Here is a 23,908-nt window from a genome sequence, read left to right as displayed (position 1 = left end):
TCAAGGGACAAAGGACGGCGCATCGGCGCCGCCCTCCTTACGCCTTGAATCAGGCCACGATGTCCGAGTACGCCGCCTGGCCTACGGTGCTGACCAGGAAGTCAGCCACGCCATGCCCGGAGAAGTCGATCGACAACAGGCTGTTGCCCCCCGACGTGTTCAACACCGCATCGCCAGCCGTGCCGGTGAAAGCGCTGACGAAATGCAGGCCAGCGCCATTGGTGATGCCCGTCAGGTCGATCTTGTCCAGACCGCTGACGAAGTCGAGGATTTGATCGACAGCACCGGGTCTGGAGTCGCTGCTGGCCGCAAACACGAAGGTGTCGGAACCGGCGCCGCCCCACAATTTGTCCGCACCACCGGCACCGTAGAGGATGTCGTTGCCGGCACCGCCCTTCAGCTCGTTGGACACGCTGTTACCGATCAACAGGTCATTGCCGGCACCGCCAATGGCGTTCTCGACGGTGACACCCTTGGCGATGGAGACGTTGCCCACCAGGCCACCAACGTCGGAGAACGAGGCCTCATTGAGATTGATCTTCTGGTTCTGGGTGAATCCGGAGAAGTCCAGGGTGTCCTTGCCGCCGGCATCCCACACGGAAAACACCACTTTATCCGCTGACGAGGACGCGCTCAGGAAATCACGTCCCGCGTTGGAGTTGAATCCGTAGGTGGTGTCGCCCGTGCGGGTGGTCGTGTTGCCACCGTAGAGCTTCTGAATGGCCGCAATGTCGTCCATCAGCGGGCCGGACGAATAGGCTTCGACCCCGCCCTTGCTGAAATTCTGGCTGGTGTTGCTTTCACTCCAGTAGCTCATGACGCTGTAGCCGCGGGTATCTTGCCCGTAGGAAGCGTCATTGTAGGTCGGAGCGCCTTCGCCGGCGTTGTAGTCGCCAGGATGGGCAAGCCCCAGGGAGTGGCCGATTTCGTGGGTCAGGGTTTGCCGGCCATAGTTGTTCAGGTCCGGGGTTTTGTTGGGTGTGTAGCTGCTGTTGATCAGGTACCAGGAAGCCCCGTCATATCCGGCCCCGGTGCCCGGCAGGTAGGCAAACGCCGCCGCACCATCCTGGCCGCCGCTGTAGTTTCCGAAGGTCATGTGACCGTCGCCGCCGCTAGTCTTTTCGGTGAAGGTGACATTGGCCACATCGGCCCAGGATTGCATGGCAAGCACCGCCTGGCCCTTCTGCTGCGCGCTGAACTGACTGAACCCGGTAATCCCGTGCTTGTTCATCGTGCTCGACGATGCCGAAGTCAGGAAGGTATAGGTCAGTTCGATTTTGCCGCTGCCGTCCTTGTCCTGGTAAGCAGCGCCGTCGCGCAGCAACTGGGTAGCTGCCTGGTCGACGGAAAACGAGGGTTTGCCATTGACCATGAGGTTGCCGCCCCGATCATACTGATGGCTGAAACTATTGATTTGATTGAATGCAGAACTACTGGCTGCCAATGCATTGACTGGCTGAAACGCCTGTTCGGCGGAATCAATAGCGTGATCTTTTACTTTCGACATAAACACACTTCCTTGTTTAGCTATGGAACAGTTTTTGTCAGATAGCGACGATCCCTGGCGAGATCGTCCTATCACTCGCCCATTGAAGGCGAAAGAAAACTGACACAATTTGAAATCAAATGTCCACTATTTTTTTGACGTCAAAATATCAGATTCCAGCAAGTGCCCGGAAACAATAGGCGTGCTCTGAAAGTATTATTTTGAAAGTTAATGCACGAGAGAAATTGTCCGACAATCGACAATTTGATTATTAAATAAAGGTAAGTTTTTTGTGTGAAAGTAGTCTGACTTTTCGCGTTTACTTAATGCGCTTAAGTCAACAAAATTAAATACTCGGTGAGTTAAGCGCAGGTTACAAAACGAGTTGCGCCCGGTCTCCTGTAGCAGCTGCCGAAGCCGTCGCAAACCGGCGCTGCAATGCATCTGACGAGCAATCCGGATGACCGGATGACGACCGCTGCGCGGCCGAACGCAGGCTTCGCCAGCTGCTACGAAAAGCCGGTTGTGCGCGGGCCCTGTAGCAGCTGCCGAAGGCGGCGTCCGGCGGCGAAGCAGTCGCAAACCGGTGTTGCAATGCATCTGACGAGCTATCCGGATGACTGGATGACGACCGCTGTGCGGCCGAACGCAGGCTTCGCCAGCTGCTACGAAAAGCCGGTTGTGCGCAGTCATATCCAGTTGCGATTGGCGTCAACCAAACTGGGTTGCAACGCGGTAGATTCCACGCATCTTTCAGCAGATAAGGGGCAATGGAATGCCTGTCAGTTCGAATGCCGGTCATCTGCGCATTGGTCGCTTTTCAGAGCCAGGACGCATTTATCTGCTAACCACGGTGGTTCATCAACGGCAGTCGGTTTTTACCGATTGGCGAATGGGTAGACTGGTTGTCCAGGAGTTGAGCCATACGCAAGAGGAAGGTTGGGTTGATTTTCTGGCCTGGGTCGTGATGCCAGATCATATGCATTGTCTGGTGCAACTGCGGGATAAAACATTGGCCGAGCTGATGTGCCGAATCAAATCCCGCAGTAGCCTGGCCGTCAATCAAGCGCTGGAACGGCAAGGGCGCTTGTGGCAGAAGGGTTACCATGATCGAGCGGTTCGTCGAGAGGAAGATGTAAAAAATCTCGCTCGATATGTGATTGCCAATCCAATTCGGGCGGGACTGGTTGACCGAGTCCATGATTATCCACTGTGGGATGCGTGTTGGCTCTGATGTACTGAGTTGACAGGTCTGCGACTGCTTCGCAGCCGAACGTCGCCTTCGGCAACTGCTACAGAGGACTACAGACGACCTGGGTCTGTAGCAGCTGGCGAAGCCTGCGTTCGACCGCGCAGCGGTCGTCATCCGTTCGTGCGGGTTTTCAATCGGGTGCATTGCGACGCCGGTCTGCGACTGCTTCGCAGCCGAACGTCGCCTTCGGCAACTGCTACAGAAGACTACATACGCTTGAAGGCGGGGCCTTGTCGTATTGGCTGATCAGAACTTGCGGTCAGGCTCTGATAGTTCTTTACCATCGTCCGGATGCTTCCAGTCCGGCACCGAACGCTTCTGCTGCTCAATCTCTTCTTCCGTGGGTTCGTCCTCGTCTTCTTCCAGGTCCGGTTGCTTGGGTTCATTGGTCATGTTCACCTCTCTTCCTGAAGGGATCGGTCATCAACTTTAAGCTTAGATCAGTTCCCCTGCCCCGCTCAGAGCCACCAGCGCAACAAAAAGAAGAAGCCCATGCTCAACAGCATGCTGAGCAATGTATTGCGCGTGTAGAGCACCAGAGCGACCGCCGCCAGCGAGCTGATCAGGTAGGGATTGTCCCAGTGCAGATTCAGCTGTTTTTCCGGCATGAACACAATCGGCCCGCAGATGGCGGTCAACATGCCCGGTACGGCAAACCCCAGAAACTGCCGGGCATTGCTGCTCAAGCGTAGCGGCAGTCGCGGTTCCAGAAAAACATAGCGGTTGAGGAACACCAACACGCCCATTCCGATAATCACTGCCCAGACCATCATGTGCGGCCACCGTAGAATTTATTGCAGACAAACCCGGCGGTCATGCCCGCCAGCCCCGACAGCACCAGCGCCGAGCCCCATTGCCAGTAGCTGAACAACACCGAGCAGAACAACGACACCGCCACGCACACCACGGTCGGCACGTTGCGCACCACCGGGGTGATCAGGGCAATGAAGGTCGCCGCGATGGAGAAATCCAGGCCCAGGTGTTCAAGGCCGGGAATGCTGCTGCCGAGCACAATGCCCGCCAGGGTGAACAGGTTCCAGGCGATGTAGAACGTCAGGCCCACGCCCAGGGCATACCAGCGGTTGAATTGCTGTTTGTCGTGCTGGCTGGTCAGGGCAAACAGCTCATCGGTGAGCAAGAACCCCAGCCCCGCGCGCCAGCGCCCCGGCAAGGGCGAAATCACCGAGCGCATGCTCATCCCGTAGAGCAAATGCTGGGAGGTCAGCAGCAGCGTGGTCAGCAGGATCGAAAAAATCCCGGCACCGCCCTTGAGCATGCCGATGGCCACCAGTTGCGCGGCGCCGGCAAACACAATGCTCGACAGGCCCTGGCCTTGCAGAGGCGTGAGGTTGGCTTCGATGGCCATGGAACCGGCCAGCAAGCCCCAGGGCGCGGTGGCCAGGGACAACGGCATGATCGCCGCTGCGCCGCGCAAAAAGGCCCTGCGCGCAATGATTGAATTGGACATAACGTTCTACAGGCAGGGAAAGACCCCAGACTTTGCCAGCAGTCGCGGCCCAAGGCTTGAACAATCTTGCTCACTGATATGCAGCGTGCCATTCATCGGCTGCCGGCTTGATTCGCCAAAGTGCTAACAACATGATGGCGCTGCATTTTCATCGAGGCAGGCCCTTCATGAGTTCAGTGGAAACCGACAGCGCCGTTTATAAAACCCTGCTTGAGTCGACCCGGGCGATTCCCTGGCGCATCGACTGGAAAACCATGACGTTCAGCTACATCGGGCCACAGATCGAAGAACTGCTGGGCTGGAAACAGGACAGTTGGGCATCGGTCAACGACTGGGTCGAGCGCATGCACCCGGATGACCGCGACTACGTGATGGACTTCTGCGTCTCGCAATCGCGTGCCGGTATCGATCACGAGGCCGACTATCGCGCACTCACCGAAAGCGGCGAGTATGTGTGGATCCGCGATGTGGTGCATGTGGTGCGCAAGGACGGCGAAGTCGAGGCGCTGGTGGGTTTCATGTTCGATATCAGCGAGCGCAAGAAAACCGAAGAGCACCTGATCCGCTTGCAAAAGCAGCTTGAAGCGTATTCCTTCCAAGATGGCCTGACCGGCATCGCCAACCGGCGCATGTTCGACACCGTGCTGGAACGGGAGTGGAACAATGCCCAGCGCACCGCCTTGCCGTTGTCGGTGATCGTTCTGGATATCGACTACTTCAAGCAGTACAACGACCATTACGGCCACATCAAGGGCGACGAGTGCCTGCGCCGTGTCGCGCAAACCTTGTCCCTGGCGGCCAACCGGCCACGGGATTTCATTGCCAGGATCGGCGGTGAAGAGTTTATCTGGCTGCTGCCGGAAACCGATGCCGAGTCCGCGCGGCTGGTGGCGCACAAATGCCTGCACCTGATTCGCCAGCAGCAGATCCCCCATGAATTCTCCAACGTGTCGAAGCTGCTGAGCATCAGCCTCGGCGTCGGCACCACCCTGGCATCGATGCATGCCACGGCCCTGGAATTCGTCGAACAGGTCGATCATCTGCTCTACCAGGCCAAGCACAATGGCCGGATGCGCGCCGAGTTCGCTGATTTTCGTGATTGACAAACGGCGCTCCGGCTTTTAAAACTGGGCGCCTCACTCAGGGTGTAAGCAAGCATGTCCGCAACCTTCAATCTCGACTTTTCCGTCATTGGCTTGATTGCCAAGGCGCAAGGTTGCGTTGCGCACGCCCTCAAATCGAAGAAACAGTCGCTCATGTGACCGGGGCGCGCTGTCCCGTCAGATGAGCTGACAGGACATTGAGCGCGACGGACCACCCTCCCTTTGCTTACTCTCCTTGCATGCCCCTGACGGTGACGAAATCGGTCAACCATCAGGAGAAAGTGCATGTCAGCGTTTCAAGGTATCTGGGTTCCACTGGTCACACCCTTTCACAACGGCGCCATCGATTTCGTCGGCCTGCGCCGGCTGGTCAGGCATCTGCTGGAAAAAGGTGTCGACGGCCTCATCGTTTGCGGCACCACGGGCGAGCCGGCGGCGATGGGCAAACATGAGCAACTGGCGGTGCTCGATGCCGTGCTTGAGTTGGTGCCGGCGCATCGAGTGGTCATGGGCCTGGCCGGTAACAACCTGACCGAGTTGTTGCAGTTCCAGAGCGAGATCCTCAAGCGCCCGGTGGCGGGTCTGCTGGTGCCGGCGCCGTATTACATCCGCCCTTCCCAGGCCGGCCTGGAAGTGTTTTTCCGCACGGTCGCCGATGCCTCCAGCGTGCCGCTGATTCTCTACGACATCCCCTACCGTACCGGCGTGACCTTCGAACAGGCGACCCTGCTCAACATCGTCACCCACGAGCGGATCGTCGCCATCAAGGATTGCGGCGGTAATTTTTCGAACACCCTCGCCTTGCTCAACAGCGGCCTTGTCGACGTGCTGTGCGGCGAAGACAACCAGATCTTCAATGCCTTGTGCCTGGGCGCCAAAGGCGCGATTGCCGCGTCGGCGCATGTCCATCCCGAACTGTTCGTGCAGTTGCACCGGCAGATCCGCGACAACCGGTTGGTTGAAGGCCGCGCCACGTTTTTCCGGTTGCTGGCGCTGATCAACAGCCTGTTCCTGGAGCCCAACCCGGCCCCGGTGAAAACCGCGCTGGCCCTGCAAGGCTTGATCGGTGACGAACTGCGTGCACCGATGCAGCGCAGCAGTGACTCGATGACCGAGCGTTTGAAAGGCGTGCTCAGCGCATTGGGCCGCGACAATGATTAGAGCGCCCGCCACCGGCCCGAGTACCATGGAGCGATTCGTTCAGCCTTCAGGGGCACCGACATGCTGTACCGAATCGCCGCCGACGGGCTGATGCTGTTTCACTTGCTGTTCATTGTGTTCGTGTTGTTCGGCGGGTTGCTGGTGCTCAAATGGCGCCACCTGATCTGGTGGCATCCGCCCGCTGCGCTGTGGGGGATGGCGGTGGAATTGTTCCACTTGCCCTGCCCGCTGACCGACTGGGAAAACCGCATGCGCCATGAAGCGGGGCAGACCGGGTATGGCGGTGGATTCATCGAACATTACATTTGGCCGGTGATTTACCCGGCGGGCCTGACACCGACCATTCAACTGGGATTGGGCAGCCTGGTGTTGTTGATCAATCTGTTGGTCTATCTTCGATTGATCAAGCGATGGGCCGCCTGAACCGTCAATCACCCGCTAAGGATTGAACACATGCTGTCGACCGAAGACCTGGCGCTGCTCGAAGCGATCCGCGAAACCGGCAGCCTGTCGCGGGCGGCGGCGCATCTGGGCAAGGCGCCGTCGACCGTGTCCTATGCGGCGCGGCAGATGGAGGAGCGCTTCGATGCGTTGCTGTTCGACCGCCGCCGCTACCGTTTGCAACTGACCCCGGCGGGCGAGTTGCTGGTCAACGAAGCAGCGCGGTTGATGCAGGACGTCTCGCGCCTGACCCAACGGGTCCAGCAAGTCGCCAACGGCTGGGAGAGCCGCTTGTGGATCGTGACCGACGAACTGCTGGAGTTCGAAACCCTGATCCCGGTGATCCACGAATTCGATGCGCTCCAATCCGGCGTGCCGCTGCGCATCACCCAGGAAGTGCTCAAAGGGGTCTGGGAAGCCCTGCGCGAAGGCCGCGCGGACCTGGTCATCGGCGCCACCAATGAACCGCCGGCCATTGCCAACCTGCGCTGGATGCAACTGGGGGAAATGGAATGGGTGTTTGCGGTGTCGCCCAAACATCCGCTGGCCAAGGCCAAAGGCCCGATTACCCGGGCCATGGTCGCGCAGCACCGGGCGATTGTGGTGGCCGATTCGTCCCGAGTCACCGAGGGCAGCACCTACGGCGTCACCGGCGGACAACCAGTGCTGGCCGTGCCGACCATGCGCGCAAAAATCCTCGCCCAGTGCAATGCGCTGGGAGTGGGCTGGTTGCCGCGCTACCGGGTTGGCTCACTGCTGAAAAACGGCACGCTGGTTGAAAAGCCGATGGCCGACCCGCGCGAGCCGAACATCCTTTACGCCGGCTGGCGTGGCGACCATGACGGTCGCGCCCTGGGCTGGTGGCTGGAGCAGCTGAAGAAACCGTACCTGGCCACCCGACTGGTCCTGGGAACGGACCGGTTTGACTGACACCGGCCCCTCAGTTGGCAATCACGCTCATGTTCCGCCCGCTGGCCTTGGCCACGTACAGCGCCTTGTCTGCCGCGCCAATCAGGTCGTCGGGGCGGACCTGGGAAGCGGCATTGGTGGCACACACACCAACGCTGACAGTCACGGTGCCTTCCGGGCTGTCACTGTGGGCAATGTCGGCTTGCAGTACCGCGCGGCGGATTTTCTCCGCCACCAGAAATGCCCCCACATAGTCGGTGCCCGGCAGCACCACGGCAAACTCTTCGCCACCATAGCGGGCGGCCAGGTCACCGGGGCGCTTGATGTTGTCGGTGATGATCGCACTGACCTTGCGCAGACACTCATCACCGGCCAGGTGGCCGTAGCGGTCGTTGAACGGTTTGAAATGATCGACATCAATCATCAGCAGCGCCAACTCGCACTGGCTGCGCCGGGCACGTCCCATCTCGGCATCGATGAAAGCGTCGAGCTGACGCCGATTGGCCAGCCCCGTCAGCGCATCCTTGAGGGCCAGGCCTTCGAGGTTGCGATTGACCTCCAGGAGCTTGTCCTGGGTGTCCAGCAATTCGACCTGCACCAGGTTCTGCTGCTTCATCAGCTTGATAAGCCGAAACCCCAGCACCCCGAGAAAACCCAGCAACAGCGTGACGATGCCGGTGCTCAGCAGTGTCTCCTTGCGCCAGCTGCCGAGCACTTCATCCTTGTTCAACGCGGTAAAAACGATCAGCGGATAACCCTCGACCCGGCGATACCCTATCACCCGCTCGACACCGTCGATGATCGACCTGATCGTGGCCGTACCCGCGTCGCCTTTGGGCAACAACTGGGTGAACAACGGGCTCTTGGCGAGGCTGGTGCCGATGTCCGCCTCCTTGAAGGGTCGGCGAATGACAACGCTGGCATTGTCGGCGATCAGGTTGATCACACCGTTACTGCCCATGTCGATGCTGTCGTAGAGCTGCAGGAAATGGCTGAGGTAAATCGTCGCCAGCGCCACCCCGGCAAAGCTGCCGTCGGGATGATTGACCCGGCGCGAAACCGTCATGACCCATTCACCGCTCGAACGGCTCTTGATCGACGGCCCGATGTGCGGCCCACGGCTGGGGTTATCGCGATGGAAGATGAAGTATTCGCGGTCGGAATTGTTGACGCCGGTCTGGCCGGCGCCATTGGAGTTGGCGACCCACTGCCCTTTTTCGTCGAAAACAAATACACCATGGAGCTGGCTCAACTCACTGCGCTGGGCGTTGAGCAAGAGCGGCAGCCGGGATTTATCCACGCCGTCGTGCTCCAGACGATCGACCAGGGTGAACAGCAGCGTGTCGGCCTGCTTGATCGAGGCCTGCGCTTGCGATGCCAGGGTCTGCGCAAGGTTGGACATCGCCACTTCCTTGTCATGCAGGTGGTACTGGCGCGAGCTCCAGGCTTCCCAGATCACGATAACCACCATCGACAGGCACACCGCCACCAGCAGAATTACCGCCGAGCGGACCTTGAGCCGGGGCACGGCAGGCCGGAGCATTTCAATATGATCGTGGATCGACGGTTGTCCCATGGTGCTCCCTGAGGGTCTATGACGGGCGAACTTTCCTGATCGCCGCTTTTACTCACTATGCCTGAACCAGGCTCGCAATGATGTTAGCCCCTGGCTTGCTTTACCGCCTCCAGCCACGCCGGATCCAGCCGCGTCTGTTCGGTTTCGATGCCCTGCGCCTGCATCCGTTCCCTGTGCCGGTCCATTTCGCGGATCAACTGGCCGTGGTCGCTGGAGTTGCCGTCTAGCTGATGCATCTGGTTCAGCCCCAAATGGTAGAAACGCAACAGCTTCATCGCAACCGGATCGCCCGTTTCCACGGCCGCCGTTACATGATGCATGACATTGGTGATGCTCATCAGGCTGCGCTTGAGCTGCCAGCTGTAGACCGCCGGCGCCATCCATTCCTGGCGCCAGAACACTTTGCGCATCAGCGCCGCCATCGCCAGCACCGCAACGAACACGCCACCGATGTTGAAGCGCAGATTGTCGCCCCCCGGCGTGCCGAACAGGGCCACCGCTGCCGTGGACAACACCATCGCCAGCGCCAGAAAGATCAGGGCAATGATGACCGTGCTGCGCCGTGTCTGTTGCCGGTAGGTGTCGGCGTTCATCGGCTGGATTTCGAACATTGCGTCGGGTTTCCTGAGCTTCAATGGTAAAAAGGGGTCTGAGACAAAAAGACTGCGGGCCATTATCGCCTGCGCGAAGGATTTAGCTATGCTGGGGCTCCTTTTCATCTTTTCATCGTCAAGTGGGGGACATGGCGAGACTGCGCAGTTCGTGCCATCTTCTTTCATGAATACACATTATTCGGATGCCATTCGTAGTTGCTGTGTGAATGACATCGTTTTAAGGATCATTGAATGACCCAACGCCAAGTTATCAACGCCTCCGTCAGTCCCAAAGGCAGCCTGGAAACGCTCTCGCAACGGGAAGTCCAGCAATTGAGCGAAGCCGGTTCCGGCAGCACCTACACCCTCTTCCGCCAGTGCGCCCTGGCCATCCTCAACACCGGCGCCCATGTCGACAACGCCAAGACCATCCTTGAAGCCTACAAGGATTTTGAAATCCGCATTCACCAGCAGGACCGCGGCGTACGCCTGGAACTGCTGAACGCCCCGGCCGACGCCTTCGTCGACGGCGAAATGATCGCCAGCACCCGGGAAATGCTGTTCAGCGCCCTGCGTGACATCGTCTACACCGAAAACGAACTCGACAGCCAACGCATCGACCTGAGCAACTCCCAGGGCATCAGCGACTACGTGTTCCACCTGCTACGCAACGCCCGCACCCTGCGTCCCGGGGTCGAGCCGAAGATCGTGGTGTGCTGGGGCGGGCATTCGATCAACACCGAAGAATACAAATACACCAAGAAAGTCGGCCACGAACTGGGCCTGCGCAGCCTGGACATCTGCACCGGTTGCGGCCCCGGCGTGATGAAAGGCCCGATGAAAGGCGCGACCATCGCCCACGCCAAGCAACGCATCCACGGCGGCCGCTACCTGGGCCTGACCGAGCCCGGGATCATCGCCGCCGAAGCGCCGAACCCGATCGTCAACGAACTGGTGATCCTGCCGGACATCGAAAAACGTCTGGAAGCCTTCGTCCGCGTCGGCCACGGCATCATCATCTTCCCCGGCGGTGCCGGTACGGCCGAAGAGTTCCTGTACCTGCTGGGCATCCTGATGCACCCGGGCAATGAAGGCCTGCCCTTCCCGGTCATCCTCACCGGGCCGAAACATGCCGCGCCGTACCTGGAACAACTGGACGCGTTCGTCGGCGCGACCCTGGGCGATGCCGCCAAGCAGCTCTATCAGATCATCATTGATGACCCGGCCGAAGTGGCGCGGCAGATGACCCAGGGCCTCAAGGCGGTCAAGCAGTTCCGCCGCGAGCGCAACGATGCGTTCCACTTCAACTGGCTGCTGAAAATCGACGAAGGCTTCCAGCGCCCGTTCGACCCGACCCACGAAAACATGGCCAACCTGAAACTGAGCCTCGACCTGCCCACCCACGAACTGGCGGCCAACCTGCGCCGCGCGTTCTCCGGCATCGTCGCCGGCAATGTCAAGGACAAGGGCATCCGCCTGATCGAAGAACACGGGCCCTACCAGATCCGTGGCGACGCGGCGATCATGCAACCGCTGGACCTGCTGCTCAAAGCCTTCGTCGCCCAGCACCGCATGAAACTGCCGGGCGGCGCGGCGTATGTGCCGTGTTATCGGGTGGTGGCGTAAGACTGAGCCATGGCTATCGCGGCGCCCACACATTGGGTTCCCGGCTTTACGCGGGACTTGTGGCCACTGAAGATCCCTGTGGGAGCGGGCTTGGTCCGGGCGGCGTTCCGACGATGGCTTTGTGTCAGGCGACAAGTGTTTTGTGAGTGTACATATCCGTTGCTGCGGTAACGGCCACCTGCGGTTCCGCCCTTACGGCGGGTCACTTTGTAGGAGCGAGCTTGCTCGCGATGGAGGTCAACGATGATGCGGGGAACCTGACACCCTGCGGTGCTCTCAGGTTTTTCGCGAGCAAGCTCGCTCCTACAGAGCCCGCCGCCATCGGCCATCCATGGCTGGGGGCGGCTAACCCGAGGCGGCCTACCGGCCGGCCTGGTTGTTAGGTTCGTTCGTCTGTGAGGTACATGTCGACTGGCCGGCCGCCATCGCGAGCAAGCTCGCTCCCACAGTATTTACGGCGAACACCAATTATTCGAACGACACCAAACCTGTGGGAGCGGGCTTGCCCGCGAAGAGGCCGGCACATCTGGCATTGATGCTGGCTGGCAGGCCGCCTTCGCGAGCAAGCCCGCTCCCACAGGGATCGAGTGCATCTGCAAGATTTCGGTCGGCCGGCAGGTCGCCTTCGCGGGCAAGCCCGTTCCCACAGTTGGGCTGGGTACATTCGAAAGAAATTGGTCGGCTGGCAGGCCGCCTTCGCGGGCAGGCTTGCTCCCACAGTATTTACAGCGAACACCAATTATTCGAACGACACCAAACCTGTGGGAGCGGGCTTGCCCGCGAAGAGGCCGGCACATCTGGCATTGATGCTGGTTGGCAGGCCGCCTTCGCGAGCAAGCCCGCTCCCACAGGGATCGAGTGCATCTGCAAGATTTCGATCGGCTGGCAGGTCGCCTTCGCGGGCAAGCCCGCTCCCACAGTTGAGCTGGGTACATTCGAAAGAAATTGGTCGGCCAGACAGATAATCGGCAATGAACATCACTTTCAGATCCATAGGTTTCAGCTCTCGCCACGGCATGGTCAGATCCTCGGAATCGACCAGTGCCAGTTAAAGACTGTTACCTATGTGCTTGAACTGTTTTGTTACCTATGTGGGTGAGTCATACCAGCGTTTTTTTGGTTACTTTTTTTAGGCGCTTGTAAAAAAAGTGACTCGCCGTAAGGGCGAAACCATAAGCCGCCGTTACCAAAAAAACGGATATGTACACAGTCAACAAAAGACAGGCCGGCTATCAGGCCGCCTCCACGAGCAAGGTTCAAGGCTGCAATGCCTGGGGCCCGGTGGACTGTTCTTTCGGCAGTCCTTCGGTGCCATCGAGGACAACTTTCTCGGCCACGAACTGCCAGTCCTTGTAGCTGGCCATGCCCTTGAAGTCCGCCCACTGGCTGGGAAAGTTATCTTGCTTGAGCGGCTTCTGCTCGGACGGGCAGTACACACCGCTGATCCGCCCGTCGAAATTGCGCATCAGCTCCCACTCGCCACCTGTCATCGGCTCCGGGTACAACTGCCGCAGATGGTGCCTGGCCGTCGGGAAACGCTCGTCCTGCAACAGGTCCTTGAGTTCTTTCGGGTACTGGGCCATACCGGGCGAACTGTGGTAATAGCTGCGCAACGCCTGGGCATATTGCGTACCGACCCAGAGCAACTGGTGTTCGCGATCGCGACGCGAAGCGGTGGCCCACAACTCGCCGGCACTGGCCAGGCCCATGCCTATCACGACGATCAGAAACAGCACACCCAGGTAGGTAAAGCCGTCCTGGCTCGAAGGTTTACCACTCGGAATACAGGCTGCCATCTCGCGCCCTCCCGCTGGCCCCACTCTTGATATCGGCCACCCCACCCGCCACGCCATCCGGTGGCGCGACTATGATCCAGGTATCCTTGCGCTCGGAAATCGGGTCCAGCGGCTGGTTGCGCAAGTAGCGCAGTTCGACCAACTGTTCGATGGAATCGGGATAACGCCCGGTGTCCCCGTAATAGTGATCCAGTGCCTCGCGCATGGACGACAGGCTCTGGTGCAAGGTGGTCTCCCTGGAAGACTCCAGACTGCTGAAGTAGCGTGGCAAGGCGATCGTCATCAGGGTCGCGATGATCGCCATGACCACCATCAGTTCAATCAGGGTAAAACCCTTGTGCCGACGCATAGGCTCACCACTCTCGGTAGGCGATACCGTTGAGACCCTTGCCCCGGGCCTTGGAGTAAACGTCAAAGACGTCCTGGCCCTCGCGCGGGTTCTCAGCCGAACTGTCATAGGAACGCAGGCCCCAGCCGCCGTCGTCGTCACGCTTGACGGCTGCCAGCGGGTCACGGGGGATGCGCCGCAGGAAGTAGAACTTGGCGCCCTTGGGGCTGCGCACGTCACGCACCCCCTCCACCAGCACTTGCAGGTTCGGCGGGTAGCCGCTGCTGTCGAGCGACTTCTCGATGTAGCCCGCGTCGAAGGCTTGTTTGTATGCGTCGATGGCATCGCGGATCTCGTACAGCGCGGTCCGCAGGTCCTGCTCTTTGCCGCGGCGTACCACGGTCTCGGTCAGCGGCGCGGCCATGCCGGCCAGGAGGCCGACCAGGGCGAGCGTCACCACGACTTCGACCAGGGTAAAACCGCGTTGCGAGACGTTCATGATCAAGGCTTCCCAACGGTAACGGTGGTGGCGATCGGGGCGCTCAAGGGGTTGGTCTGAACCGCCGTGTTCATCGAACGGTCCGGTGCCTGGATGTGCATGCTGGTTTCGGTACCGGTCTGGAATTCCATGTCCGACGGGCTCTGGTACGGCAGGTTGCGCACGATCCGCGGGGTGATCGACAGCACCAGTTCGGATTTGATGACGTCGTCCCTGTTGCTGCCGAACAGGCGACCCAGGCCGGGAATGTCGCCAAGGCCGGGAATCTTGTTGCCGGTGGCGCCGTGGTCGTCGCGCACGAGCCCAGCGAGGATCTGGGTTTCGCCGTCATGCAGACGCAAGGTGGTCTGGGCGTTGCGGGTATCGACCTGGACCGGAATGGTGCCCTGAGCGGTCGGCGTCAGCGGCGTGGCGTTACTGACTTCCAGCGCGATCTTGATCGCCACTTCGTTGTTCAGGTGCACGATGGGCTGCACTTCGAGCTTCAGACCGACGTCGAGGTAGGTCACGCTTTCGGTGATCACCGGGCCCTGGGTCGAAGGTACCGAGGTGGCGCTGATGATCGGCACGCGCTGACCGATGTGGATGCGCGCCTGTTCGCGGTTGCTGACCCGAATCACGGGGCTGGCCAGGGTATTGATGTCCTTGTCCTGGGCATTGATCTTGGCCTGGGGCGATGGCGAGATCGTGATGCGGCCGGAGTTGATGCCCTTGAGCTGATCGAGAAGGGTCACCGCCGACCCGTCGCTATTGACCACGCCGAAGGTGTTGGGCCATTGCAGGCCAAGGTCGAGAATGCGTTGGCGGGCGACTTCCATCACTTCCACTTCCAGCACCACTTCCGGGTTGGACTGATCCTGCGATTGCAGGAGTTTTTCCGCCATGCGCACCGCGTCACCGGTATCGCGCATGGTCAGGGTGTTGAGACGCTCATCGACAAACACGTCGCGGGTCTTGAGCATGGTCTTGATCATGTTCAGCGCCGTGTTGGCATCGATGCTGGTCAGGTAGAAGGTGCGCATCACCAGCTCCTGGTAATCCTTGATCTTCTGCGGCGAGTCCGGGTAGATCAGCACGGTGTTTTCATTCACCACTTTCTGATGCAGCTGGTTCTGTTGCAGCAGCAGTTCCACGGCGTCTTCGATACGCACGTCACGTACGAAGATCGTGGCTTTCATGTCCGGGCGCAGGTCCTTGTCGAAGATGAAGTTCAGGCCGGCGACCTGGGACAGCACTTCGAAAATGGTCTTGAGGTTGGCATCGCGAAATTCCAGGGTTACCGGCCGGTCAAGGCGCGTACGCAGTTGCGGGTACTGCACCACGTTGCGGCTCTGCACCAGGCGGATGCTGTCTTGCAGTTCCAGGGCGCCTTCGTTCTTCGGGTCCAGTTCGAGAATCTGTTTGACCTGGCGGTCGGCACCGTAGATGTCACCGCGACGCAGGTCGCCACGGGCCAGTTCGAGCTTCTCATCCATGCTGCGCAGGTAGTCGAGCTGGCGCAGGGCATCCTGGGCACGACGGTTGTTCGGTTCGATGTTCAAGACCCGGCTGTAAGTCATGCGGGCCCCGGCGAAATTACGCTGGGCCCGGTCCATGTCGGCCTGGGAGAGCAACGACGTCACGGCGAGGGCCCGTCCGCTGTTGAGAGCCATGTGCAATTCGGTATCGCGAGGGTTTTCCCGCAATCCCTCTTCGATGCGCGCCAGACCGGCTTCGTACTGGCCCGATTCGATCAGGGCCGAAGCTTCATCCCTGGCGACCTGCGCCGAACTGCATGCGGCCAGCCCTGCGCACAGAATAAGGCTCATCAGCAAACGGGATTTGTTCATTCCGTACTCCCCACAGACAAGGTCTGCGCCAAACGCAGAGGCAGGTAGACCAGGCTCAGTTCCTTGTCGGAAATCCGCTCGATCCGCCAGGTTTCGTCGATGACATCCCCTTTGCGCACGACGTATATTTTTTCGCCGTCCTGCAAAAACACCTGCAGATCGGAACGGTCATGCAACCTGCCGACGAACTGGAAGGGCAACGGTGGTGCAGTGGGGACTTGCACCACCGGCGTAACGACTACCGGTTGTTCAGTGACGGTGCCGGGGGCCGGCGCCGCTATCCAGCTGCGGGCGGCGAACAGGTCGCCTGCCGGGCTCAGGTCCTTGATCGGCGCCAGCGCAGCGGTGCTCGATGCAGCCATCGATGCGCCAGGGGTCTTGCCCTTGGCTGACGTTGCCAGGGTGGTCACCGCAAGGTCGCTATCGTCAGTCTGCTGGAAGTATTCGGGGAGCCAGGCGAGCGCTGCCGCGACACCCAGGAACGCCACCCAACCCACCACGCGTTTGGTATTCATCATGACCTCGACAGGTAAAGGGTCATGCGGATCCGCCCGGTCAGCTCAGTATCGGCGATAGTCTTGCGCTGAAGCTCCACATCCTCCAGCACCACCGCTGGCAACTGGCCGAGCAAGGCGTGCAGGAAACGCCGCAGTTGCGGATAGCTGCCACGTACCGGCAGCAGAATCTGATAACGGGCCAGGTGCGTCTTGGGGTCCACGCCCAGGGAGTATTCACCCCGGGACAAGGTGATGCCTTCCTGGGCGGCCAGGGCGTAGATCTTGTCGATGGCTACGGTGGCCTGGGGCTGGGATGGCAACTTGCTGCGAAAATCGTCGAGCTGGCGCTGCGGCACCACCGGCGCGGCCACGCTGCCGTCTTCGACCTTGGCCAGATACTCGGTGGCTTCGCGAGTCTGCTGGCTGAGGCTTTGCAGCGATTCCCAGTCCGGCAGCAACCCGACCAGGCCATAGCCCAGCGCCAGCACCAGCATGGCCGTCCCTGCCAGCCCCGGAACGCCCAGGCCTTGCAGGTATTCGTGGACAATCAATTTATGGATTTGCATCGCCGATCTCCCAGGTAGCCGACAGGTTGAATTGCACCGGATGCTCCGGCACGTTGGCGACAATTTCGTGGCTCAGCAGCGACACGTCGGACAGCTCGTCGCTGGCTTCGAGGCGACGGTGGAAATCGAGCATGGCTTCCAGGTCCAACGCCTCGGCGCTGATCCGCAGCTGGCCCTTGCGAGCGTCCGGGGTCAGGGTCAGCAGGGCAATGTTGTCCCGCGGCATGGCTTCGAGGGTGGCGAACAGGCGCTCCCAAGGGCGGCGCAACTGCTGGGAGACCTTGCGCATTTCCGCCAGGTTCTGCGCCTGCTCGCGGATTTGCGCCGGGGTCAGGCTGAGCTTGCTGCCGGTATCGCCGGTGAGCACCCGCTGCGTGGTTTGCAGGTGGCCTTGCTGTTGTTCGGCCTCGTTGCTCAAGTGCTGTTGCACCAGAGCGCAAGTCAGTGTCAGCACCACGCCACCGGCCAGCAGGCTCCAGCCCAGAGGGCCTGCACGGCGGCGCGGCTGAAAGTCGAGCATCAGGGGGCGCATGTCAGGCCACCGCCCGAGACATGACGTACAGGCAATCGCGTACGGCCGTCCGGTCTTCTTCGAGGGTGCGCAGATGCACACCGGGCACGTCGGGTGGCGAATCGATACGCGCCGGTGCATGCAGGTAGACATTCAACGGCCGTTCGCTGGTGCAAGCCTGCAACTGGTGTTCACGACCGATCAGCGCGGTCAGCGCGGCATCACTGTCGCTGCTGCCCACCGAACGCACCGAGGTCCAGCGCCCTTCCCGGACCAACAGCAACACGCTGCGTACCGGTTCGGCGACTACGAACAGGAAGTCCCCGGCCTCAAAGCTTTTATCGAAATGGTTGAACGCCGTCATCAGGTACGGCTGCACCGAACGCAGGCGCAAACCGCGAGCGCTAACCAGAGCACGCAGGCGTTCGAGCAAGTCCTGTGGCAGCGCGGTGGCGATGCGGTCGTAACCGGCGGGTTCGGCCGAGAGCACCAGGCTCCAGGGCTGCGTCGGGACACCGTAGAGGTCTTCGAAACACAGTTGGGCGAAGCCCTGCAATTCGGCCGGGCTGCTGATCTGCTCACTCCAGGGCACCAGGCAATAGCGGCTGAAGTGCCCGGAGATCACCACGGTCAGTTCCGCCCTGGCAACGCTGTGTTCGGCCAGCAAACGGTCGAGGGTATCGAGGGCCACCGTCCAGGCCTGGAAGCCTTCGTCGATGTAGCCGACGCTGCCCAGCCATTGGGTTACAGCGCCTTGCCGCAGCCCCAGGCCAACACCGCTGGCGCCGAGCACGGCGACAAATTGCTCACGAGATAAACGTGACACGATTGATCTCCTCGAGCGTCGTCCGACCCTGTTCCACCATCTCCAGCGCCGACTCGCGCAACAGGCGCAAGCCACGTTTGCAGGCGTGCGCCTTGATTTTCGAAATGGGTTGGCGCTCGACGATCATTTGCCGCAATTCGTCGTCCAGGTGCAGCAGTTCGGCAATCGCGCTACGCCCGCGATAACCGGTGCCACGGCAATGCCCGCAGCCCTTGCCGTGGACGAACTGGTAGTGAGCGACCTTTTGCGGATCCAGCCCGGAGACCTCCAGCTCTTCTTGCGTCGGGCTGTAAGGGCTGCTGCAACTGGTACAGACCAGTCGGATCAAACGCTGGGCCAACACGGCATTGAGTGCCGAGACCAGGCTGTAGGGATCGATTTCCATCTGGGTGAATCGGCCGATCACGTCGAACACGTTGTTGGCGTGGATGGTGGTGAACACCAGGTGGCCGGTGAGCGCCGATTGCACGGCGATCTGTGCGGTGTCCGGGTCGCGGATTTCACCGACCATGATCTTGTCCGGGTCATGGCGCAGGATCGAACGCAGGCCCCGGGCGAACGTCAGGCCTTTCTTCTCGTTGACGGGGATTTGCAGCACGCCCGGCAATTGATACTCCACCGGGTCTTCAATGGTGATGATCTTGTCCACCCCGTGGTTGATCTCGGTGATCATCGCGTACAGGGTGGTGGTCTTGCCGCTACCGGTAGGCCCGGTCACCAGCACCATGCCATAGGGTTCGGCGGCCAGCCGGCGCAACTGGCGCAGGGTTTCCTCTTCAAAGCCCAGGGCCTGCAGCTGCACGCCGCAGACCTTGTCCGCCAGGTCCTGTTTGTCGAGAACCCGCAGCACCGCGTCCTCTCCGAAGATACTCGGCATGATCGACACCCGGAAGTCGATCTGCCGGCCACTGATGCCGATCTTGAAACGGCCATCCTGCGGCACGCGTTTTTCGCCGATGTCCAGTTCGGCCATGACCTTGACCCGGGAAATCACTTGTTCGGCGAACTCGCTGCCCTGGATCTTGCTGATGTTGTTGAGCACACCGTCGATCCGGTACTTGATCACCAGGCCGCTGCCAGTGGTGCCGAGGTGGATGTCGCTGGCGTGCATTTTCAGCGCGTCGTACAGGGTCGAGTTGACCAGTTTGACCACGACACTGGAGTCTTCGCTGATGCTGGTCAGGGACAGACTTTGCAGGTTATCGATTTCGGCGCCGGCGTCGCTCTGGGCGTTGAGCGACTCCACCGCATGGAAGCTTTCTTCGTGACGCGCCAGGTAGGCCTTCAGGTCATCGGCATGCACCAGGTACAGCGGTGCGCCTTGCAGACATTCATCGATCCAGGCCAGGCGTGCACTGTCGAAGGGGTCGGCGAACACACCGATGATCGCATCGTTATGACGCAGCAGGATGAATTCGCGCTTGAGGCATTGGGCCAGGGTCACCCGGTCGAACACCGGGGTGGAATTGAACAGGCTGTCGGTGTCGAGCACCGGGTAGTGCAGGGTTACGCCGAGGCATTGAATGAAAGGCATGGGAGCCAGTTCGCACAGCCCCCCCAGGGCGTCCAGCATCCGCTCGCCAGAACTGGTGGCCAGGGCTCGGGCCTGGGCCAGTTGTTCACTGCTGAAACGAGTCGGTGCATATTCCGGTTGGGCCGGTTCTACGGCAAGGGATAGACGGTCCATGGCTTGCTCTCCAACGCCCGGGGCTTTGGGCCCTGTCGACGCGGCGAGCCATTTCGGCGGAGGCCGGAACGTCTTGTCGCGCCACTACTCCCCGGTGAGCAATTGTTCGTCGTCTGGCGCCATGGAGGCCGATGTACTTTTTCGGCGATCTGCCAGCACCCAGCTACCGTCGTACAACTGCAGCGGGAAACTTTCGGTCTTGCTCTGGCGTCGTTCGACGAAGCCTTCGGACGTGCTCATCCCGGCTTTGGGATCGCGCTTTACCCCTAGAAGATCAAGCACCGCACGGGCCAGTTCCGCCAATGGAAACGGTTTGAACAGGATATGGCTGACGCCCAGTTGCCGGGCCCGCTCGCAAACCTCTGCGGTTGGATGCCCTGTGATCAGCACGAAATGACACTTCCTGTTCTGGCGGACGACATCGAGCAGCTGAAAGCCTTCCATATCGGGCAAGCGGTAATCGAACACCATCACATCGGGCGCGAAATCGTCAGCTTCAACGATTCCTTGCGCGCCGTCGTGGGCAATCCGGACTTCCAGTGCTTGCGCCTGCAGGTAACCCTGGAGGTTCTCCGCCAGCAACTGTTCGTCATCAACAACCAGTACTTTGTTTAACAAGGTGGACTCCTTGAAACCGCAGGTCCGGGTATTGAACCTGACGGAGTGCGCGCCCTGACAGGACTAACGCACACTTCATGCCAGGCTGGGTGCCGGTAATTTTAGGTCTTCATCTCCTTGAATTTAAAAACAATGCCTTTTCGTACCGCAATTCCATCCCCCAAAAACGGGGAAAGCGACTGGATTGGCATTGAGTGTTTCCCCCCACTGTTGGGGAACCCCCACTATTTATCGTAAATCCGCTCGACTCGATTGCGCGAGCGCAATGGCACCGATGCCCTCATTGCGGTTAAGCGTAGCCCCACGGTTTCGCCAGTGGAAGTGTCCGCACCGGTCGCTACCTTGATCAGGATATACCGGGCGCAATCGAGCTTCATGATCGGCCTCCGGTCAGGGCTTGGCAGCAATGGGTTTATAGGGCGCGACCAGGTAGAAACGCTGATCCGGCAGATCCACCGTGACGATATGGGCACCGCTCAAGCCCAGGCGCCGGCCCGGACCAAAGCTCATCAGCGGCGTCAGCCCGGTATCGAAGTCATGCAGGCCTTCCAGGGCACTGACCAGCTTCTCGCGACTGGCATCGCGCCCGGCCTGCTTCATGCCTTCGCTGAGCAGCATCATCGAACTGAACGCGCCCACTTGCAGCACCGCGTGCTGGCCGCCGAGACCCTGATTTTCGCGCAACTGGGTCAAGGCCAGACGCCCGGCCAGGGTCCAGTCGCTGGGCACGAACGGAAAGGCCAGGAACACCCGCCGGGAAAATCCGCTGGGCACCTGCATCAGATTGCCCGCCACCTGGTTCGAGGCGGCGAACAGGTAAGGCACCTGCCCCGCCGTTTGCAAGCGCTCGGCCAGTCGACTGAAGCCGCTGCTGCTGCCCAGGTAGAACACCGAGCGCGACCCCAGGGGAAAATCATCCCGGGCCGGGTCATAGGCTTGCAGGCGCACCTTTTGCCAGGCGTGCCCCTGCAAGTACTTGCCGAGTTCCTGCGCCGCCAGTCGTTGGCCGGTTTCGTCCGGGTAGGCGATCAGCGTCGGCCCCTGAAGCACCCGCAGGCTGGCACTGGCGTAGTCGGCCAGGGCGATCAATTGCTCTCGAAGGCCCGGCAGCGGTTCGAATATCTGCGGGCTGGCGTGGGGCGCTCCCTGCAAGGACAGCGGCCCGATCAGGGGAATGCCGGCCCGTTCCAGACGCACGGCGAAGCTCACGTCCAATGCCGGTGCCAGCGGTGCGATCAGGGCAAACACCTGCTCTTCATCGATCAAGCGGTCCAGCGCCTTTTCGGCACTGACGCGGTCGACGCCGGGGTCAAGGATGGTCAGGCGCAACTGCCGGCCATGAATTCCGCCGGCCTCGTTGATGCGCGCCACGCAGCCGTTGAGCACCGCCGCCACCGTGATGCCCTCCTCGCCCAAGGGCCCGGAACCCGGCAACAACGTGCCCAGGTGCAGACTGTCGGGGGCCAGGCCCGGAACGCGGTCTTCGGCCAGGTGCTTGAGGTACGCCATGAGGTTGCGCTGATCGGTCATCGACAACACGAACCGTGGCATCGTCGGATCGAGCCGATTGTTGCCCGGGTCGCGCCCTTCCTGCACCGCCCGCGCCAAAGTGCTTTCGCTGTAGGCCGGATAACTGCGGCCATTGATGTGCTGCTGGCCCTGGCTGCTGGCCAGTCGCGACCAGCGCAGGTCCGGCGGTCGCACTTCGCCTTCCGGGCGTCCGAGGCCATCTTCGCCATGACAACTGGCGCACGGCAGGCGGGTGGCCGGCAGCAGCATGCCCGCTGCGCCGACCCGGACCATGACCGGATCGCCGCTGGCCGACACACCTTCGTGGTACAGCCGTTTACCGGCACTTTCACTGAGGCTCAGCGGCAGTGCCTGGGCCGTGAGCGCGATACCGCCGAAAAGCAGCAGGCCAAGGACGAGGGCAGTATTCATGGCCGTGGCTCAGCGGCCGGCCACGGGCATTGTCAGCAACTGCAAGCGCTGGGCAATGGCGGCGGCCGGGGCGGCGGGACGGATTTTGCTCCTGCACTTGTTCGCCACGTCACTGACGATCAACCGGGTGGAGTGTTGCGCGGGGGTCGGCACGATCTGGTCGATGTGACCCCATACAAGGCCCTTTTGCACCTTGTCGTCGGTAAGAAAAAACCAGTGGGGCCCATCGATGCCCTGTTTCAAGGTGCAAGCCTTGAGTACCGCCGCAGTGTTGCGCAGCGGATCACTGGTAAGGGAGATAAAGGTGCTGCGGTTCTGGTCGTGCAAGGGTGTGTCGGGGAAGCAGGTTTTCCTGTCGAAGGCGCTCATGGCTGATGCTCCATGGCGATGGCGGTGTGCTTGGCGTGGGCGTTGCGTTCACCCCTGAGCCTCTCGACGGCCCGGGCCAGCTCCGTCGGATCGGTGAGACCGTAGTAGCGGGTCCAGATACGGTTGTTGCCGTCCCCCACCAGAATCAGCGGCGAGTGGTTCTCGAAGCCACCGCTGTAGGCGCCCAGGCCCTTGAGGGTGGCATCGACCGACTGCTGCGAACCGGTCAGCCAGCTCCAGCCCGGCCCCTTCTGGAAGGTGCGGGCGTAGTCGTTCAGGCGTTGGGGATCATCACGCTGCGGGTCGATGCTGATCGACACCAGTTGCACCTCGGTGCCGACCCGCGCGCCCAACTGTTTTTGCACCCGGCCCATGATCGAGGACACCACCGGACAGACCGTGGTGCAGTTGGTGTAGATGAAACCCATGACCACGATCTTGTTGCCCACCAGGTCTTTTTCCAGGCTGACGACCTTGCCGTTCTGGTCCAGCAGGGCCACGTCGGCAAACCTGATCCGGGCGGTCTCCGGGCTGGCGGTGCTGGCCGTCATGTCGTGCCCGGTGTGCTCGTCCATCGAGTGAGCCAGCGCCTGGTCGATACCGAAGGCCAACAGGCAGAACGTCAGCAGGCCGCGATACGCGAATCGGTCCATGTCTGTTTCCTCTTGGTGGTGTATCGCCACTTCTCGACAAATCGACCGGAGCAATCCGCATGCCACAAAAAAATACGTTATTAATCATCTTGTTATAGTCACGACTGGATAGAACGGGGGGATATTCCCCACCCAGTCCCCCCACTTTTTCTCCGGGGCTACCATTCCCCACT

Annotated in this window: 24 protein-coding genes and 2 pseudogenes; 6 read left to right on the top strand and 20 right to left on the bottom strand. The window is 60.7% G+C overall.

The window, feature by feature from the left end; genetic code table 11:
• Positions 1-49: 49 nt before the first annotated feature.
• Positions 50-1,507, bottom strand: coding sequence for a serralysin family metalloprotease (locus AC07W4_RS18905; protein WP_495033522.1), 1,458 nt, complete (start codon positions 1,505-1,507; stop codon positions 50-52).
• Positions 1,508-2,261: 754 nt separating this feature from the next.
• Between AC07W4_RS18905 and AC07W4_RS18900 the strand changes: the two genes are divergently transcribed.
• Positions 2,262-2,720, top strand: a complete 459-nt coding sequence (locus AC07W4_RS18900; protein ID WP_081498100.1) for an REP-associated tyrosine transposase — start codon at positions 2,262-2,264, stop codon at positions 2,718-2,720.
• 264 nt (positions 2,721-2,984) lie between these two features.
• Here AC07W4_RS18900 and AC07W4_RS18895 read toward each other — a convergent pair whose 3' ends face one another.
• The 3 genes from AC07W4_RS18895 to AC07W4_RS18885 all read right to left on the bottom strand — a co-directional run bounded on the left by AC07W4_RS18895 (position 2,985) and on the right by AC07W4_RS18885 (position 4,206).
• The gene (locus tag AC07W4_RS18895) at positions 2,985-3,131 is read right to left on the bottom strand and encodes a hypothetical protein (RefSeq protein WP_495033521.1); all 147 of its coding nucleotides are present in this window, start codon (positions 3,129-3,131) and stop codon (positions 2,985-2,987) included.
• Positions 3,132-3,196: 65 nt separating this feature from the next.
• Entirely contained in the window at positions 3,197-3,508 is a 312-nt protein-coding gene (locus AC07W4_RS18890) for an AzlD domain-containing protein (RefSeq protein WP_495033558.1), read from the bottom strand.
• Positions 3,508-4,206 carry an AzlC family ABC transporter permease gene (locus tag AC07W4_RS18885; RefSeq protein ID WP_495033520.1) on the bottom strand — a complete coding sequence of 233 codons (699 nt, stop codon included), beginning with the start codon at positions 4,204-4,206 and terminating at the stop codon, positions 3,508-3,510. The genes AC07W4_RS18890 and AC07W4_RS18885 overlap by 1 nt, the downstream gene beginning before the upstream one ends.
• 167 nt (positions 4,207-4,373) lie before the next feature.
• Between AC07W4_RS18885 and AC07W4_RS18880 the strand changes: the two genes are divergently transcribed.
• From AC07W4_RS18880 to AC07W4_RS18865, 4 genes are all read left to right on the top strand, one after another.
• Complete coding sequence (locus AC07W4_RS18880) at positions 4,374-5,309, top strand: diguanylate cyclase (protein WP_495033519.1); 936 nt, start codon at positions 4,374-4,376, stop codon at positions 5,307-5,309.
• A 285-nt stretch (positions 5,310-5,594) separates the two neighbouring features.
• Positions 5,595-6,470: a 4-hydroxy-tetrahydrodipicolinate synthase gene (dapA, locus tag AC07W4_RS18875; RefSeq protein WP_495033518.1), complete on the top strand. Its 876-nt coding sequence runs from the start codon at positions 5,595-5,597 to the stop codon at positions 6,468-6,470.
• 60 nt (positions 6,471-6,530) lie between these two features.
• Positions 6,531-6,893 (top strand): DUF2784 domain-containing protein, encoded by a 363-nt coding sequence (locus AC07W4_RS18870; RefSeq protein WP_495033517.1) that lies wholly within the window; start codon positions 6,531-6,533, stop codon positions 6,891-6,893.
• A gap of 30 nt (positions 6,894-6,923) precedes the next feature.
• Positions 6,924-7,841 carry a LysR family transcriptional regulator gene (locus AC07W4_RS18865; RefSeq protein WP_495033516.1) on the top strand — a complete coding sequence of 306 codons (918 nt, stop codon included), beginning with the start codon at positions 6,924-6,926 and terminating at the stop codon, positions 7,839-7,841.
• Positions 7,842-7,851: 10 nt separating this feature from the next.
• On the opposite strand, the gene AC07W4_RS18860 is transcribed toward AC07W4_RS18865, so the two are convergent.
• On the bottom strand, positions 7,852-9,396 hold the full coding sequence (locus tag AC07W4_RS18860; RefSeq protein ID WP_495033515.1) for a sensor domain-containing diguanylate cyclase: 1,545 nt from the start codon (positions 9,394-9,396) through the stop codon (positions 7,852-7,854).
• Positions 9,397-9,479: 83 nt separating this feature from the next.
• The gene (locus tag AC07W4_RS18855) at positions 9,480-10,007 is read right to left on the bottom strand and encodes a DUF3087 domain-containing protein (RefSeq protein ID WP_495033514.1); all 528 of its coding nucleotides are present in this window, start codon (positions 10,005-10,007) and stop codon (positions 9,480-9,482) included.
• A 234-nt stretch (positions 10,008-10,241) separates the two neighbouring features.
• On the opposite strand from AC07W4_RS18855, the gene ppnN reads away from it, so the two are divergent.
• Positions 10,242-11,615, top strand: coding sequence for a nucleotide 5'-monophosphate nucleosidase PpnN (ppnN, locus tag AC07W4_RS18850; RefSeq protein WP_495033513.1), 1,374 nt, complete (start codon positions 10,242-10,244; stop codon positions 11,613-11,615).
• A 949-nt stretch (positions 11,616-12,564) separates the two neighbouring features.
• Here the strand turns inward: ppnN and AC07W4_RS18845 are convergent.
• The 14 genes and pseudogenes from AC07W4_RS18845 to AC07W4_RS18780 form a co-directional block, all read right to left on the bottom strand.
• Positions 12,565-12,633 (bottom strand): annotated as a pseudogene (locus AC07W4_RS18845) (helix-turn-helix domain-containing protein); the annotation flags it as partial.
• Between the two features lie 238 nt (positions 12,634-12,871).
• Positions 12,872-13,411 carry a type II secretion system protein gene (locus AC07W4_RS18840; protein WP_495033512.1) on the bottom strand — a complete coding sequence of 180 codons (540 nt, stop codon included), beginning with the start codon at positions 13,409-13,411 and terminating at the stop codon, positions 12,872-12,874.
• Positions 13,386-13,760, bottom strand: coding sequence for a type II secretion system protein (locus AC07W4_RS18835; protein ID WP_495033511.1), 375 nt, complete (start codon positions 13,758-13,760; stop codon positions 13,386-13,388). The genes AC07W4_RS18840 and AC07W4_RS18835 overlap by 26 nt, the downstream gene beginning before the upstream one ends.
• Positions 13,761-13,764: 4 nt before the next feature.
• On the bottom strand, positions 13,765-14,238 hold the full coding sequence (locus AC07W4_RS18830) for a type II secretion system protein (protein WP_495033510.1): 474 nt from the start codon (positions 14,236-14,238) through the stop codon (positions 13,765-13,767).
• A 2-nt stretch (positions 14,239-14,240) separates the two neighbouring features.
• Positions 14,241-16,067: a secretin GspD/PilQ domain-containing protein gene (locus tag AC07W4_RS18825; protein WP_495033509.1), complete on the bottom strand. Its 1,827-nt coding sequence runs from the start codon at positions 16,065-16,067 to the stop codon at positions 14,241-14,243.
• On the bottom strand, positions 16,064-16,582 hold the full coding sequence (locus AC07W4_RS18820) for a hypothetical protein (RefSeq protein ID WP_495033508.1): 519 nt from the start codon (positions 16,580-16,582) through the stop codon (positions 16,064-16,066). The genes AC07W4_RS18825 and AC07W4_RS18820 overlap by 4 nt, the downstream gene beginning before the upstream one ends.
• The gene (locus tag AC07W4_RS18815) at positions 16,582-17,130 is read right to left on the bottom strand and encodes a GspMb/PilO family protein (RefSeq protein WP_495033507.1); all 549 of its coding nucleotides are present in this window, start codon (positions 17,128-17,130) and stop codon (positions 16,582-16,584) included. Before AC07W4_RS18815 ends, AC07W4_RS18820 begins: the two co-directional genes overlap by 1 nt.
• On the bottom strand, positions 17,117-17,662 hold the full coding sequence (locus AC07W4_RS18810) for a PilN domain-containing protein (protein ID WP_495033506.1): 546 nt from the start codon (positions 17,660-17,662) through the stop codon (positions 17,117-17,119). Before AC07W4_RS18810 ends, AC07W4_RS18815 begins: the two co-directional genes overlap by 14 nt.
• 1 nt (position 17,663) lies before the next feature.
• Positions 17,664-18,467: a hypothetical protein gene (locus AC07W4_RS18805; RefSeq protein ID WP_495033505.1), complete on the bottom strand. Its 804-nt coding sequence runs from the start codon at positions 18,465-18,467 to the stop codon at positions 17,664-17,666.
• Positions 18,448-20,154, bottom strand: a complete 1,707-nt coding sequence (locus AC07W4_RS18800) for a GspE/PulE family protein (protein ID WP_495033504.1) — start codon at positions 20,152-20,154, stop codon at positions 18,448-18,450. The genes AC07W4_RS18805 and AC07W4_RS18800 overlap by 20 nt, the downstream gene beginning before the upstream one ends.
• An 84-nt stretch (positions 20,155-20,238) precedes the next feature.
• A complete protein-coding gene (locus tag AC07W4_RS18795; RefSeq protein ID WP_495033503.1) occupies positions 20,239-20,772 on the bottom strand; it encodes a response regulator in 534 nt (177 codons plus the stop codon).
• A gap of 390 nt (positions 20,773-21,162) precedes the next feature.
• The gene (locus AC07W4_RS18790; protein WP_495033502.1) at positions 21,163-22,713 is read right to left on the bottom strand and encodes a cytochrome c/ABC transporter substrate-binding protein; all 1,551 of its coding nucleotides are present in this window, start codon (positions 22,711-22,713) and stop codon (positions 21,163-21,165) included.
• Between the two features lie 9 nt (positions 22,714-22,722).
• A pseudogene (locus AC07W4_RS18785) lies at positions 22,723-23,019 on the bottom strand (hypothetical protein); the annotation flags it as partial.
• Between the two features lie 59 nt (positions 23,020-23,078).
• Positions 23,079-23,735, bottom strand: a complete 657-nt coding sequence (locus tag AC07W4_RS18780) for an SCO family protein (protein WP_495033501.1) — start codon at positions 23,733-23,735, stop codon at positions 23,079-23,081.
• Between the last annotated feature and the right edge of the window lie 173 nt (positions 23,736-23,908).

Source organism: Pseudomonas sp. GW821-FHT02A08 (assembly GCF_059422045.1).
The sequence above is the reverse complement of the archived record's forward strand: the minus strand, read 5'-3'. Positions and strand labels throughout refer to the sequence as shown.